This is a genomic window from Pseudomonas sp. GD03858, from assembly GCF_029840925.1.
GTDB lineage: Bacteria > Pseudomonadota > Gammaproteobacteria > Pseudomonadales > Pseudomonadaceae > Aquipseudomonas.
On the sequence record NZ_JAOCDM010000002.1, the window covers coordinates 60,927 to 75,983 of the forward strand.

6 protein-coding genes are annotated in these 15,057 nt (G+C 62.7%); 4 read left to right on the top strand and 2 right to left on the bottom strand.

Features of this window, described 5'->3' with window-relative positions; genetic code table 11:
• The first annotated feature begins 178 nt into the window (after window positions 1-178).
• From gpmI to N5D48_RS01320, 4 genes are all read left to right on the top strand, one after another.
• Window positions 179-1,714 carry a 2,3-bisphosphoglycerate-independent phosphoglycerate mutase gene (gpmI, locus tag N5D48_RS01305; RefSeq protein WP_279880249.1) on the top strand — a complete coding sequence of 512 codons (1,536 nt, stop codon included), beginning with the start codon at window positions 179-181 and terminating at the stop codon, window positions 1,712-1,714.
• Window positions 1,715-1,890: 176 nt separating this feature from the next.
• Window positions 1,891-3,186 (top strand): murein hydrolase activator EnvC, encoded by a 1,296-nt coding sequence (locus N5D48_RS01310; RefSeq protein WP_279880251.1) that lies wholly within the window; start codon window positions 1,891-1,893, stop codon window positions 3,184-3,186.
• 88 nt (window positions 3,187-3,274) lie between these two features.
• Window positions 3,275-4,594, top strand: coding sequence for a S41 family peptidase (locus N5D48_RS01315; protein WP_279880253.1), 1,320 nt, complete (start codon window positions 3,275-3,277; stop codon window positions 4,592-4,594).
• Between the two features lie 9 nt (window positions 4,595-4,603).
• Window positions 4,604-5,368, top strand: a complete 765-nt coding sequence (locus N5D48_RS01320) for a divergent polysaccharide deacetylase family protein (protein WP_279880255.1) — start codon at window positions 4,604-4,606, stop codon at window positions 5,366-5,368.
• A 46-nt stretch (window positions 5,369-5,414) separates the two neighbouring features.
• Here N5D48_RS01320 and N5D48_RS01325 read toward each other — a convergent pair whose 3' ends face one another.
• The gene (locus N5D48_RS01325) at window positions 5,415-9,944 is read right to left on the bottom strand and encodes a DUF6543 domain-containing protein (RefSeq protein WP_279880258.1); all 4,530 of its coding nucleotides are present in this window, start codon (window positions 9,942-9,944) and stop codon (window positions 5,415-5,417) included.
• 250 nt (window positions 9,945-10,194) lie between these two features.
• On the bottom strand, window positions 10,195-15,039 hold the full coding sequence (locus tag N5D48_RS01330; protein WP_279880260.1) for a DUF6543 domain-containing protein: 4,845 nt from the start codon (window positions 15,037-15,039) through the stop codon (window positions 10,195-10,197).
• Window positions 15,040-15,057: the final 18 nt, after the last annotated feature.

Below are 15,057 nucleotides of genomic sequence, written 5' to 3' on the forward strand. Positions count from 1 at the left end.
CGGCCAGTATACACAGCCCCCCATGACCGCCAAAGCCCACCGGGCCGGCAAGGAAACAGCCTTCATGTTGCATATCCGACCGCGCTTGTCGGGCACGGGGAGGAATATTCGCCGTCGCTGGCGGATTTGCCCTAAAATGCGTGTCTTTATCATCTTTGAACAACCGTGAGTTTGATTGATGACGAGCACGCCTAAACCCCTGGTCCTGATCATCCTGGATGGCTTCGGTCACAGCGAAAGCCCCGAATACAACGCCATCTTCGCTGCTAACACGCCGGTCTACGACCGCCTGCGCGCCACCCAGCCGCATGGTCTGATCTCCGGTTCCGGCATGGACGTGGGGCTGCCCGACGGGCAGATGGGCAACTCCGAAGTCGGTCACATGAACCTCGGCGCCGGCCGCGTGGTGTACCAGGACTTCACCCGCGTCACCAAGGCCATCCGTGACGGCGAGTTCTTCGAGAACCCGGTACTCGGTGGCGCGGTGGACAAGGCGGTCGGCGCCGGCAAGGCGGTGCATATCCTCGGCCTGCTCTCCGACGGCGGCGTGCACAGCCACCAGGACCACCTGATCGCCATGGCCGAACTGGCCGCGCAGCGTGGCGCCGAGAAGATCTACCTGCACGCCTTCCTCGATGGCCGCGACACCCCGCCGCGCAGCGCCCAGTCGTCCATCGAGCTGCTCGACGCAACCTTCGCCCGCCTGGGCAAGGGCCGCATCGCCAGCCTGATCGGCCGCTACTACGCCATGGACCGCGACAACCGCTGGGACCGTGTCAGCGCCGCCTACAACCTGATCGTCGACAGCGCCGCCGAATACAGCGCGCCGACCGCCGTGGCCGGCCTCGAGGCCGCCTACGCCCGCGATGAGAGCGACGAGTTCGTCAAGGCCACGCGCATCGGCGAAGCGGTCAAGGTCGAGGACGGCGACGCCGTGATCTTCATGAACTTCCGCGCCGACCGCGCCCGCGAGCTGTCGCGCGTGTTCGTCGAACCGGACTTCAACGAATTCCCCCGCGCCCGCCTGCCAAAACTGGCGGCTTACATCGGCCTGACCCAGTACTCGGCGAAGATCCCGGCTCCCGCGGCGTTCGCCCCGGCCAGCCTGAACAACGTGCTGGGCGAGTACCTGGCGAAGAACGGCAAGACCCAGCTGCGCATCGCCGAGACCGAGAAGTACGCCCACGTCACCTTCTTCTTCTCCGGTGGCCGCGAAGAGCCGTTCGAGGGCGAAGAGCGCATCCTTATCCCGTCGCCGAAGGTCGCCACCTACGACCTGCAGCCGGAAATGAGCGCCCCCGAGGTCACCGACCGCATCGTCGAGGCCATCGAGCAGCAGCGCTATGACGTGATCGTGGTCAACTACGCCAACGGCGACATGGTCGGCCACACCGGCGTGTTCGACGCTGCGGTCAAGGCCGTCGAGGCCCTGGATGGCTGCGTCGGGCGGATCGTCGAGGCCCTGGACAAGGTCGGCGGCGAAGCGCTGATCACCGCCGACCACGGTAACGTCGAGCAGATGGAGGACGAGTGCACCGGCCAGGCGCACACCGCCCACACCACCGAGCCGGTGCCGTTCATCTATGTCGGCAAGCGCAGCGTCAAGGTTCGCGAAGGCGGCGTGCTGGCCGACGTGGCGCCGACCATGCTCAAGCTGCTGGGGCTGGAAAAGCCGGCCGAGATGACCGGCACCTCGATCCTGGTCGACGCTTAAAGCTCCAAGCTTCAAGCTTCAAGCTTCAAGCTTCAAGCGACAAGAAAAAGCAGCCCCGTACGCGCTTATTCTTGCCGCTTGTAGCTTGAAGCTTGCCGCTGATACCGCGAGGCGTTTTTTTTGCAGCCCCACGCGGGCATACTAGGCCAGTCTCCATCCCTGGTACGCCCAACCTCATGCTCCGCGCCCTCTTCCTACTAGCCCTGTCATGCCTGCTCACCCCGGCCTTCGCCGACGAGCGCGCACAGACCCAGCAACAGCTGGACGCCACCCGCCAGGACATCGCCGAGCTGAAGAAAATGCTGGGCAAGCTCCAGGAGGAAAAAGCCGGCGTGCAGAAAGACCTCAAAGCCACCGAGACCGATATCGGCAAGCTCGAAAAACAGGTGGAGGCACTGCAGCAAGAACTAAAAAAGACCGAGGGCGAGCTGGAGCGCCTTGATCACGAGAAAAAAAAACTCCAGAGCGCCCGCGTTGAACAGCAACGCCTGATCGCCATCCAGGCCCGTTCGGCCTACCAGAACAATGGCCGCGAGGAATATCTCAAGCTGCTGCTCAACCAGCAGAACCCGGAGAAGTTCGCCCGCACCCTGGCCTACTACGACTACCTGAGCAAGGCGCGCATGGAGCAACTGCGCGCCTTCAACGAAACCCTGCGCCAGCTGGCTGGCGTCGAGCAGGACATCGCCCGCCAACAGGAACAGCTGCTGACCCAGCGCGCCGACCTCGACAGCCGCCGTCAGGCCCTGGTCGCCGAGCGCGACAAGCGCCAGCAGGTGCTGGCCAAGCTCAACGGCGACCTCAAGGCCCGCGACCAGAAGCTGCAAAGCCGTGAACAGGACCAGGCCGACCTGAGCAAGGTGCTCAAGACCATCGAGGAAACCCTCGCCCGCCAGGCGCGCGAGGCCGAAGAGGCACGCCAGCGCGCCCTGCTGGCCAAGCAGGAAGAAGAAAAACGCCGCAAGGAGCAGGCCCTGGCCGCCGCCCGCGCGCCGGAGCCGGAGGAAGCGCCGAAAAAGGCCCGCACCACCCTCGGCCCGGTGGTTTCCAGCGACGGCGCCAACTACGGCGGCGCATTTTCCGCGGCCCGGGGAAAACTTCCATGGCCGGTCAATGGTCGATTGCTGGCGCGCTTCGGCGATACCCGAGGCGGCGACGTTCGGGCCAAGTGGGATGGCGTGATGATCGGCGCCAACGCCGGCACCCAGGTGCGCGCCGTACACGGCGGGCGCGTGGTGTTCGCCGACTGGTTGCGCGGCGCCGGACTTCTGGTCATCCTCGACCACGGAAACGGTTACCTGAGCCTGTACGGCCACAACCAGAGCCTGCTCAAGCGCGCCGGCGACATCGTCAAGGCCGGCGAAGCCATCTCCACCGTCGGCGACAGTGGCGGCCAGGACAGCGCCGGGCTGTACTTCGCGATTCGCCAGCAGGGCCGCCCGACCGACCCTGCGCAATGGTGCCGCGGCTAGGCACCGACTACTTTTACGGCGCAGCCCTTGAAACGGCCGCACCGATGCTCCCGCCGGGAGCGCCAACAGGATCAGGAGTTCGTTCGACATGCTGCACTCGCCTCGTCTCACCCAGCTGGCCCTGACCATCGCCCTGGTCATTGGCGCGCCCTTGGCCCAAGCCGCCGAGCCGGCCAAGCCCGTCGCCGCCAAGCCAGTCACCGAGGTGACCGCCAAGGCGCCGCTGCCGCTGGAAGAGCTGCGCACCTTCGCCGAGGTCATGGACCGCATCAAGGCCGCCTATGTCGAGCCGGTGGATGACAAGACCCTGCTGGAGAACGCCATCAAGGGCATGCTCAGCAACCTCGACCCGCATTCGGCCTACCTTGGCCCCGAGGACTTCCAGGAGCTGCAGGAAAGCACCAGCGGCGAGTTCGGCGGCCTGGGCATCGAAGTGGGCATGGAAGACGGCTTCGTCAAGGTGGTCTCGCCCATCGACGATACCCCGGCCTCGCGCGCCGGCATCGAGGCGGGCGATCTGATCGTCAAGATCAATGGCGCGCCGACCCGTGGCCAGACCATGACCGAGGCCGTGGACAAGATGCGCGGCAAGATCGGCGAGAAAATTACCCTGACCCTGGTGCGCGATGGTGGCACGCCGTTCGACGTGACGCTGGCCCGCGCGGTGATCCAGGTCAAGAGCGTCAAGAGCCAGTTGCTGGAGAACGACTACGGCTACATCCGTATCACCCAGTTCCAGGTCAAGACCGGCGAAGAAGTGGGCAAGGCCCTGGCCAAACTGCGCAAGGACAACGGCAAGAAGCTGCGCGGCGTGGTCCTCGACCTGCGCAACAACCCCGGCGGCGTGCTGCAATCGGCGGTGGAAGTGGCCGATCACTTCCTCACCAAGGGCCTGATCGTCTACACCAAGGGCCGCATCGCCAACTCCGAGCTGCGCTACTCCGCCGACCCGGCCGACGCCAGCGAAGGCGTGCCGCTGGTGGTGCTGATCAACGGCGGCAGCGCCTCGGCCTCGGAAATCGTCGCCGGCGCCCTGCAGGACCAGAAACGCGCCGTGCTGATGGGCACCGACAGCTTCGGCAAGGGCTCGGTGCAGACCGTGCTGCCGCTGGCCAACGACCGTGCGCTGAAGCTCACCACCGCGCTGTACTTCACCCCCAACGGCCGCTCGATCCAGGCACAGGGCATCGTCCCGGACATCGAGGTACGTCCGGCCAAGCTTACCGCCGAGGCCGACAACGACAACTTCAAGGAAGCCGACCTGCAGGGTCACCTGGGCAATGGCAACGGTGGTGCCGACCGCCCGAGCGGCAGCAGCAAGCGCAAGGATCGCCCGCAGGACAACGACTTCCAGCTCAGCCAGGCCCTCAGCCTGCTCAAGGGTCTGAATATCACCAAGGGCGACTGACCGCTTCCCATGCGTTATCTGCTATTCACGCTGTTCTGGCTCCTGGCTGGCGTTGCCCAGGCGGCGCCGGTCAAGGCCTACATGGCCATCATCATCGACGACCTGGGCCAGAGCGCCGAGCGCGACAGCCGTACCCTCGCTCTGCCCGGGCCGGTGACGATGGCGATCATGCCCGACACCCCGCATGCCAACGACTTCGCCCGCCAAGCGCACAAGGCGGGCAAGACGGTGATCCTGCACATGCCCATGGATCCGGCCACCGGCCCCTACGCCTGGCACCCCGGCACACCGATCGAAGAGCTGGCCCGACGCCTGAACGCGGCGTTGGCCAAGGTGCCCTACGCCGCCGGCCTCAACAACCACATGGGCAGCCGCATGACCGCCCAGCGCGAGCCGATGCACTGGTTGATGGAGGAACTGCAGCGCCGCCACCTGTTCTTCGTCGACAGCCGCACCAGCGCCGCCACGGTAGCCGCCGCCGAGGCGCAGGCCGTCGGTCTGGCCCATGTCTCGCGCGATGTGTTTCTTGACGACGAGCGCACCGTGCAAGCGATCAGCGCACAGCTGCAACAGGGTGTCACCTTGGCACGCAAGCAAGGCTCGGCGGTGCTGATCGGCCACCCCTACCCGCAGACACTCGAGGTGCTGGAAAAACAAATGCCCCGGCTCAAGAGCCAGGGCATCGAACTGGTCGGCCTGCGCCAGATGATCGCCGAACGCGGCAACCAGGCCATGCCAGGCCACGGCCACCAAGGGCGCTACAACAATCGCTGAACATCACCTCGATGGGCTGATGTCGACGATTGCGCCCCCCAGCCCGCTAGGCCTTCGTGCTTTCTGCCCAGCCGATGATCGTTTTCCCTTGCTCGGCCGTCAGCAGCTCACGGTGAATCCGATCGCCTTGGGCAGCCAGGCGCTTGGCGTCCTTGCTACCGTACAAGCGCTGCTCCCAGGTTTTGATGTGAGCCTGGAAGAATTCGTTCGCCGGATCGGCCTGCCCGACATAGTGGTAGTGCACCGCCCAGAGGTTTTTCCCAGGCTTTCCGTCCTTGCCCTGACGCAGCCGGACAGCGTACTCGTCCAGTGCCCCTCCATCGCTGAGCACCTTGCGATTGCGCTGGTACTGCACTTGAATGAGGTTGTGCTTCTGGAGAAAGCGCATGCCTGCAAAATCAGGGAAGCGCGTTGTCTTGTACAGCTCCGTCAACAAGAACTCCCGCCTGGCCGGCCATTGGGCAAGCTGTTCCTTGACCTGCAATGCGACGGTTCCCGAGTTGTCGCCAAACGCATCAGCCAGATGCTGCAGCTCGCTAATTTGCTCATCTATCGCCCGTACCAGCAGACCGGGTTTGAGCTTCTGGTCGACAGGCGTTCGAAACAATTGGTCTCTGGCAAGTACCTCTGAGCCCTGCGCAAGCAGCTCGCTCTCGCTCACCGTCGGCGAAGGCGCAGGGGGCTCCACCACCTCGACCCACTCCTGCCCCTTGAGCTCGAAGTGGGCGATCACCTGATTGCTCCCCGGGTCGCGGACTTCCAGCACCGGCTTACCATCCACCTCGATCCGCTCGCCCACCATGATCTGACCATCGGCTCTGTGCGCCACCGCGCGAACGCGCCCACTCGGATCGTATGCGCCAACAGCCGGGACTGAATCGCCATCCGAGGCACTGATCGCCTCGACCAGACGATCGCCCGCATCCTTCTTGAGCAACTCGATCACCTCGATATATTGATCGAGCCTGCTCATGTCCAACAACGCACTACCCTCACGCCTGATGTCCATCGCACCGACGATCGCCGAGGTGTATTCGTCCCAGGCGCTTTGCAGGGCCTCGACCTGATCGGAGGCTGTCAGGCTGCCGAACTGCGCCTCGCCATGGGCATAGGCCGCGGCGCGCAAATGCAAGCTCATCAATGTCTGGCGATAGCGCATGAGCTTGCGCGTCGGATCCGCCATTTCATAGTGGATCGTCAGTTCGCAATAGTGCACCGCTTGCTGGAACTGGATGTCCACGGTCGTCAGGGTACGCTGCTTCATCAGCTCACCGACCCGCAGCACAACACGGTCTTCGGCATCCCTGACCAGCTCTCCCTGCGGATCGAGGTAAGGCAATTGCTGGTCGAGCTGGCTGCTAAGCTTGATCTGGCGCTCTTGCAACAGCGTCGTTTCGCTTATGCGCTGGCGGAACGTCTGGTAAAGCTCGGGGACCTCGGTGACGATTCGGCCATGCAACATACTCCCCAATTTGCTGAGACCGGGGTAGTCGATCATGTCACTCAGGCGCGGCGTAGCCCCCCAAATGCTTCTCACGATGGTCTCGCGGGAGAAGATGATCTGCGCCTCAAGAGTGATACGGTCGAGTACTTTGGCGATGCCGGGACGCCGCTGCATGTCGATCAGTTTCTCTGCACCGGAGATGACCTGGAGATCGTTTTCGACCATTTTCTCCATATGAACGACATAATCGCTGCGCGCTTTTTCGAACGCGGCTTTCGTATCGCTTAGTTTCTTCTCGCTCAGAGACAGCAATAGATCGCGCTTGTCTTTTTCGAGCCCGCTGCTGCTTTGCTCGATATTGCTCTTGAAGGTTTGAGCTTTATCCCAGTCGACTCGACAGCCCGTTTCGATTTCGCTCAACTTGAACGCATCAGCCTTGAACGTGTCGTAGTTATTGATCAGCGTCTTGAGTGCGCTCGCCTGGCTCTTGACCTGTGCTTGAGTGACCCGCGCGCCTCCTGTGCGCTTCGGGGCACCACCCAAGGCAAAACCATCGATTCGTACCCGCCAGCCACCGTCGTGAAACAGCCAAGGGCCAGGCTCACCGGCCGGGCCAACGATGCGCCGCCCCTCCCCCTCGAGCACCACCTGGTATTTGTCACCCAGCACAGCGACATAGGAGCGCCCGTCATGCTGGTAAACATCGTTGTGGGGCACCACGCCCGCCAGATCGACGACAGCCTTGAAAGGCTTGAGAATCTCACGCTGCGCATAGGGACCAACGCCCCAGCCGTGCCCCAGCGAGACATGCCCGGTCCAATCCTGCAATGCCAGATCCTCCGGTTCATGCCTGACCTGCTGCGCTACCTGCGCCACACGGAACGGTTCACGTAGCGCCGGTCCGGCCAGCCTGGACGGCTCCGACTCAGGTCCGTAGGTTTTTGGCCTGGTTTCAGGAAGGCGTTCATGCAGCAGCGCCATGGACAGGTTGGCCGCCAGGTCGACAGCGAGAATCGTGTCGGCACCTTCGGGCCTTGTACCTTTTTCCGTTTCCAGCAAGGGCGCCAGCAAGCCGGCGACCCAGGCCACCTTGCCCAGCGCCCCCGGCAGCACGGGAGCGACGAGATCGAACAGCAACCACCCAAAGCGCTTGATCGTGGCCCACCTCTGCTGGGTGTTGGAAATGGCGCCACGTCCTGCCAGCAGGATCAACGCTCGGCGCTTGTCGTCATACATCCATGTATCGATGTCCACCAGGAACGGACTCAGGGCCAGCCTCACAGGCTTGACCGGTTCCGGCCAGATCGAGGTATCGAAGATGACTCGCCGCAGGTGCGGCTCCAGGAAACCACCTCGTGCATAAACGTTGAAAACCGTTTCAGGCAGCCATTGCAGAACACTGTCCTGAAGCTCGCCCGCCGCGCTGATCGCGTCCATCAAGGCGGCCTCGTCGGCGTAGCTGAGCAAAGACTGTTGCTGGTAAAGCGGACGATACAGCAATACCGCCGCGGGCTCGCGCAGGCGAATGACGTACATGTACATGGCGGCATCCCGCCGCTGACTGTCCGCATCGGCCTTGAACGCCAGGGGCGCGATATCGATGTTGCCCTTCAGATCCCTTTCGCTGCGGCAGAACTCGGCCAATGCTCGCCAGCACGCGGCGTCCAGCTTACCCTCGACCTTGGCGCGCAAGGCATCGAACAGCAATGCGCAGCGCCACTCGCGACCGAACCGTTCGATCCGAGCGGCCTGCTGGACCGAATCGTCGAGCAGAGTAGCGACGTATGCCGGATAGGTGCCACCGATATCGACCCTCTCGACCAGCTCGACCACCTGAACAGGCGTCATCCAGGCGGCCAGCGGTTTTCCATCGCGATGGCTGATCGAGGAAATCAGCGCGTCCTCCTGGCCGTCCAGACGAGCAATGGAAAACTCGGCCAAGGTCTTGCTGCCCACGGGCTTGAGTTTCACCGGCAGCTCCACGTCGACGATAGGGTCCGGTACCGAGACATGGACCAATACCTCATCTGGCGCCGGGCCTGGCTCATCCGGATGATCCAGAGCCATCTGCTCCTTCAGGCGCCGCACCGCGAAAGCGTGCAGGTCCTCCACCCCGTCGAGCGAGGTCTTTCCTCGGGAAAGCCCCTGGGCAGCGGCCAGGTCCAGCATGGCGACCTGGTATTCGAAACGGTCCGGCTCCGACGCCGCAATCAAGCGCTCGACATCCGCCAGCAGGCTGTCCAGCAATAAGCCCGACTGCTGCAGGAAAGGATCGGCAGTGAACGTACGCCGCTGCCAGGTCAGCTCATCGAAATCCAAGCGCTGCGCCAGCTCGTCGCGCAGGTTGTCGGTGAAGTCCGCCAGTGATTCGAAGCGCTGGATACGCCCACCGGGCTCGCAACGCACGATGAGCGTGCTCGTCTCGCGCTCGGCTTCGATCAGCAGGTCTGGCAGCAACTGTTTGAACGAAGCACCATCAACCGTGAAAGTCAGTTCGATAGCCGAAACCGAGGCACTACTCTTGAGTCCCAGCATCACCGCATAGAGACAGTCCTTCTCCTCATCGCCCCAGTCGGAGCGCACCACGTGGTTCAACTGGATCGATCTCAGCACTTCGCGCATCCAGCCATGCCGGCTGATGTGTGCAATGCTCGCGGTAGCACCGTTGTCCTGATCCCAGAAGTTCGCCTGCGCTTGCTGGAACTTGGCGACCAGAGACTCCAGCAGCTCGTTGAAAGCGTCGTTGAGAGGGGCGAGTGGCAGTTCGATCGAGTCGTCGTCACTGTCGACGCCGGTCACCTGCTCGAAGAAGTCTTCCAGGTAGGAAAACCCAAAAGCCTTCAGGCGTAGCGTATCGCGCACACCAAAGGCGACCCTCTGGCCTTGCACGAACACACCCAGCAACAACGACAGCAACCTTTCAGGTCGCAGCTTGCCGTCCAGGCCGGGACGAACCAGCGTGTAGGGCTCTTCAGAGTGATGGTCGATCGTGGCCGTGACCTTGTCAGGATCATGCTTGAGCAGGAGCTCATGGATTGCCTTGCTCAGGACGTAACGCAGCGAGGGGCGCTGGGCAAACTGAAGCACGACGGCTTCTCTGATGGTAACCGGGGGTGTCGCAGGGGTAGCCATGGGTAGATTCTCCGCTTGGTGATTACGGGCCTACGCTAAGCCGCTGCGGCCATCGCCACGCGCTACTCATGCACTACCATCGATCTTTGCTCGCATGAGCCTGGACAACCGGCCTGCACCGGCGCTCGATCAGTGAAGAAAGATGCCCCGGTTGAAAAACCGGGGCATTGGTTGAGGCGGCTACATCCGCATGGCGATGCTCATGACGGACCAATCCCGCCGCTGCATGGCCAGTTACCGTCGCAGGGCATCACCGGTTGAATGGAATGATGTCCTTGACCTGCTCGTAGGTAATCCGACCGTAGTTGACGCCAGGGCCTTTCTTCATGCGCTGGCTCGCGATCTTGAGATGGCCGCGCGTAAACGCGGTGGCGACATCCCCTTGATGATCGAAATGGAAATGCGCGACCCAAAGCTCGGTGCCTTTCCCCGAACCGTGGGGAGTGTTCAACCAGTGGATCATGTACTCGTCCATGGCCGAGCCATTGGCGATGACCGAGCGCGACCTGTAGGTGATTCTCAACCGGCCATGCTCGAACAGGAATCGCAGGGCCTCGAGGTCTGGATAGGCGGTGCCCTTGTACAACTGGGTCAACCAGTTCTCTTTGTTGGTTTGCCATTGCGCGATACGCGCCTCGATACGTTCTGTCTGCTCTCCCGCACGCTGCAGGGCGCTCCTGGCGTCCTCGAGTTGTTGCAGATGCCCGTTGACCAGTTCGATCAGCGCCTCGGACCCCGCATCGCCATCGAGGTAACCCCGCGCGATCGTCTCCACCCTCGCGCTATCGGCCAGCGCCTGGGTTTCCAGATGCCTGGCGATGTCGATCAGCTGCGCGCCTTTGCCGCCGCCAGCCGCAGCAGAGGCTGTGTCCGAGCTCGAGCTGGATTCAGTGTCCGACTCCGATTCAGCCTCACTCTCGGACACCGGTCTGGAGACGGCCTCCGTTCTGGAAACCGACCCCGATTCGGACCCGGATTCATCGCCAAGCGCGAGATCGGCAGCTCCTCCGGTCTGGACCCAATCCCCGTGTTCATTGGCTTCGAACTGCAACAGCACCCTGTTGCTCAACGGCTCGATCACCTGCAAGACCGTCGTACCGTCCTCTTGAACGACCTCGCTGGCGATGACCAGCATCTGTGCTCGGGTCCGCACGGCGCGGTAGCCGGTTTTCACTGGATAGGGCGAAATCTCGACCGCTACCGGCTCGCCCTCGGCTTGCGCCTGCGCCCGGAGCAAGTCCGCCGCCATGGCGTCCTTGAGCTCGTTCATGCGCGCCTTGTAGCGCCTGATCATTTCCGGGTCGTAGGTCTCGGTGTCTCTGTGCAGGAGTACATCGGCCTTCACGATTGCGTTGCCATATCGACGCCAGGCAGTCTGCAGGATCTCCAGGCGATCATCGATGCTCACATCGCTCATCAGCACATTGCGATGCGCGGCACTGACGACACGCAAGGAGAGACCCGCCAGCTGTCTCGAGACACGTGCAAGCCTATGGACATCGGTGACCCTGGTGACATCGAGCGCCAGGTTGGCGTAGCCCAATGCAGCATGGAAGCGATAGTCGACATAGGTTTGCTGGCGTTGCTCGATCAGTTGCTCCCGGCTGAATGAGTTCTCCAGATAGCTGACCTGCGCCTCCGGCGGCAGCTCGACGACCCGTTTGTCGATGAGCGCCAACGCACGGATCATGAGCTCTTCGTTTTCGACAGCTTCACGCAAAGCGCGTTGGTAGATTGGCCATTCGACCGCCAAGTCACTGTTCTCGGCAAATGCTCGCTCTCGCGCTTCACGCAACTCCGGAGACCTGTTGGCTTTGGTCAGAACGCTCAGCAACGTGAAACCTTCCCCCACCAGCAGCCTGAGAGAAACACCATACCGTTCGTCATGGTTGAGGAAGGGGACTTTTCCCTTCTTGGCTTTATCGAGCAGTGCCAGAAGATCGTCGTTGTGAACCATCATGGAATATCGAATGCCCTCCCGCTTCTGGGCGGTCTCGCGAATCGTCACAAGCTGACTTTTGACACTCGCTTCCAGCACCGCCATTCTCTTGTATGCGGTGCTGCCAGGCACATGCACTGCGGCCCTCTGGAGCTTGAGGTCGGCATTGTCTTTGTTCAGCGTCTCCTGCATCTTGGAGATGTTGTCGTTCATCCCCCGGATCGTAGTGTTGCAAGCACTGATCTTCTTCAGGATCTCTTGCCCTTTGGCCTGATTTCTGCGCGTAGAGCTGGCAGCTCCCGCTGCGCGCCCCCGGCCCGAGCCCCCTCTGAGCCCCAGGTCGAGCTCCCAACCTTCACCGCCTGGACGCAACCAGGGGCCTTCCCGGCCATCGGACGTCACGATTCGCGCGCTGCCCCAATCCACGCGCACTTCGTAGGGCCGTCCGTCGAGCGCCAGGTACAGGTGCCCATCCACCTTCACCAGTCCGCGCATCGGCCATTGCCGCTCGACCAATCGACCACTCAAGGAGATCGACGCCTCGTACGTCGCCAGCTGTGCCCGCAATGACGGTGTCAGAACGTTGAAGCGCTGCTCGTTCCAATCGCAGGCCTGCAAGGCCGCGCGGTCCTCCATCGCCTGCTCGGGGGCAGGCGCCTCTACGACGCGCACTGGCCGCGATGCCTGGACGTCAACGTCTTCACCGGACAAACCGGCCTGCTCCCCAAACACGGAGGCTGGAGCCTCCCAAGGCACCATACGCCGGGGCGGACCTTGCAGGGTGACGGAGTTGTCGTTGACGGCAAGCGTTGCCTGGCCATCCTTGGCCCCCTGCCCGTGAACCAGCAGCATGGCCAGGTTGTTGAGCACGTCGACCAGCGCGAGCGACTTCTGCGCATCGTCGCCGCTGGCCAACGCACGAAAATCATCCGGCAGGCTATGCACCAGCGCCGCCAGCCACGTCACGGCGGCCAGGGGACCTGGCAGCATGGGCGTGACCAGGTTGAACAACAGCCACCCCATCTGGTTGGCGATTGCCCAACGGCGCTGTGCGTTCGACACGGTCTGCCGCGAAGCCAACATCAGCAGCATTTGACCCCGGGCCTGGTACATCCGCGCATCGAGATCGGCCAACCAGAATTTCGGCGTGGCCTTCGCCGGCTCACGCAGGCTCTCCAGATAGGTTGCCACGTTATCGGTTTCCAAGGTCAGCAAGTGCATGATCGACTTCAGCGCATCATGCAGGTGCGGTCGGCTGAAACCACCGTTGTCATAGACCGAACGCACATCGTCAGGCAGCCAGTCCAAGACATTCTGCTGCAGTTCACCCGTCTCGCGCAGCTTCACCATCAAGGCATCCAGGCCGGCAAAGGGCAGGATCGCCTGGGTTTCGTACATGGGGCGGTACAGTATCCATTTGTCCAGCAGATTGAAGCGAATCACGAACATGCCCAAGACCTTGTCCGCTGACTTGGCGCCCGGTGCGCACTTGAAGGCCAATGGCGCGATGCTCAAGTACTCGGCGAAATCCCGGGTACTGCGACAGAAAGCCGCTACGACCTGCCAGCATTCCTCATCCAGGTGCCCTTCGATCTTCGCCCGCAGTGCCTGGAACAACAATGCGCTGCGCCATTCGGTGGCAAACCGAGCGATTCGATCAGCCTGGCCGGCACTGTCATCGAGCAGGCGTCCGGCATAGGCCGGGTAGGTACCGCCGATGTCCGCGCCTGCCACCAATTGGTTCACGTAGGCTGGATTCATCCAACCATTGACGGCTTGGCCATCGGCCCGGCTTACGCCCGTCACCACTTCCAGCGCTTCGACCGACGGCTGGGTATACGCCAGTTCCGTCAGACTGAGGCGCCTTGCAGGCTTCAGGGCTGCTGGCAACTCGACGTCCACCGCCGGATCGGGAACCGCCAGGGTGATCAGCAACTGGTCAGGGTCGTAAGGCGCCCGCTGGGGATGGTCGGCCTGCATCCGCTCGCTCAAGCGGCGCACGGTGTAGGCATGCAAAGTCTCTATACCGTCCAGCGAGGTGACGCCCTTGGAGAGCGCTTGGCGGGCGCCCTGCTCTTGCAACGCCATCTGGTATTCGAAGCGATCGGCACTGCTGGCCTGGCTTAGCCAGGCGGGTAGCTCGACCGTGGGCAGGTCAAGACTCGGCCCCACGGTTTCGGGAAGATCGCGCGATGGATCACTCCATATTTCGAAGCAGGCCTCTAGCGCGTGAATCGTGTCGGCCTGCCACAGCTTCAGCCGCTCGACGCGCTCCAGCGTGCACTGCAGCAACAGCCTCGCCTGCCCGGAAAAGGGGTCTCCCTGCAGCAGGCTGCGCGACCATGACAGCGTGTCGAACCGGTAGCGGGCGGCGAGCGAGTTCCTCAAAGCCTCGGCGAACCCCAGGATATCGTCGAAGACTTGCACGCTTGCGGAAGGCTCGCACCACACCAGCAGACTGCCCTCTTCGGCCTCGCCGCTGATCAGCAGGTTCGGCAACAGCTCCCGGTACTCGCTGCCATCGACCGTCATGCAGCACTCGACAGCATGCACCTGCACCGTGCCGCTGTTCCCCATCAACACCCCATACAGCAACGTCTTGATCGGCTCGCTCAAGCCTTGGTGCTCGACATTGCGTGCCAGGGCTGCCTTGAGCATCTGCATCATCCAGTCGACACGCACGACGCCCACGTCTGCCTCGCTGCCGTTCCAGAAACTGACCTGGGCCTGCTGGAACCGATCGACCAGGCCTGACAGCAGTTGGTCGAGGTCATCATTCAACTGGCTCAGGTGAAGATTGACCGCCGATGGCGACATGTCCCGGGTGATCACCTCGGCAGCACGAAAACGGTGTGGTGGATCGAGGCTCAGGTGATCATCGTCAGTCAGTGCAACCTGGCCCCCCACCAGAAACACCTCGAGCAAGTAATCGAGCAAGGGGGTGTAGCGGACCCATCCGGTCGCATCCCGCGCACGCATCAGGGTAAACCCTGCCAGGCTGTCGAGGTGCGGGTAGCTGCTGATGACCAGCGGATAGTGCCGGACAAGGATCTTGAAACACTCCCTGCCCAGTACCTGGCGCAGCGTGGGTCGATGGGCGAACTGTCGTGCGACAGCGTCCTTGAGGGTGAGTGAAGGTACCGTGATTGTAGCCATGAGAGTACTCCGGTCGAG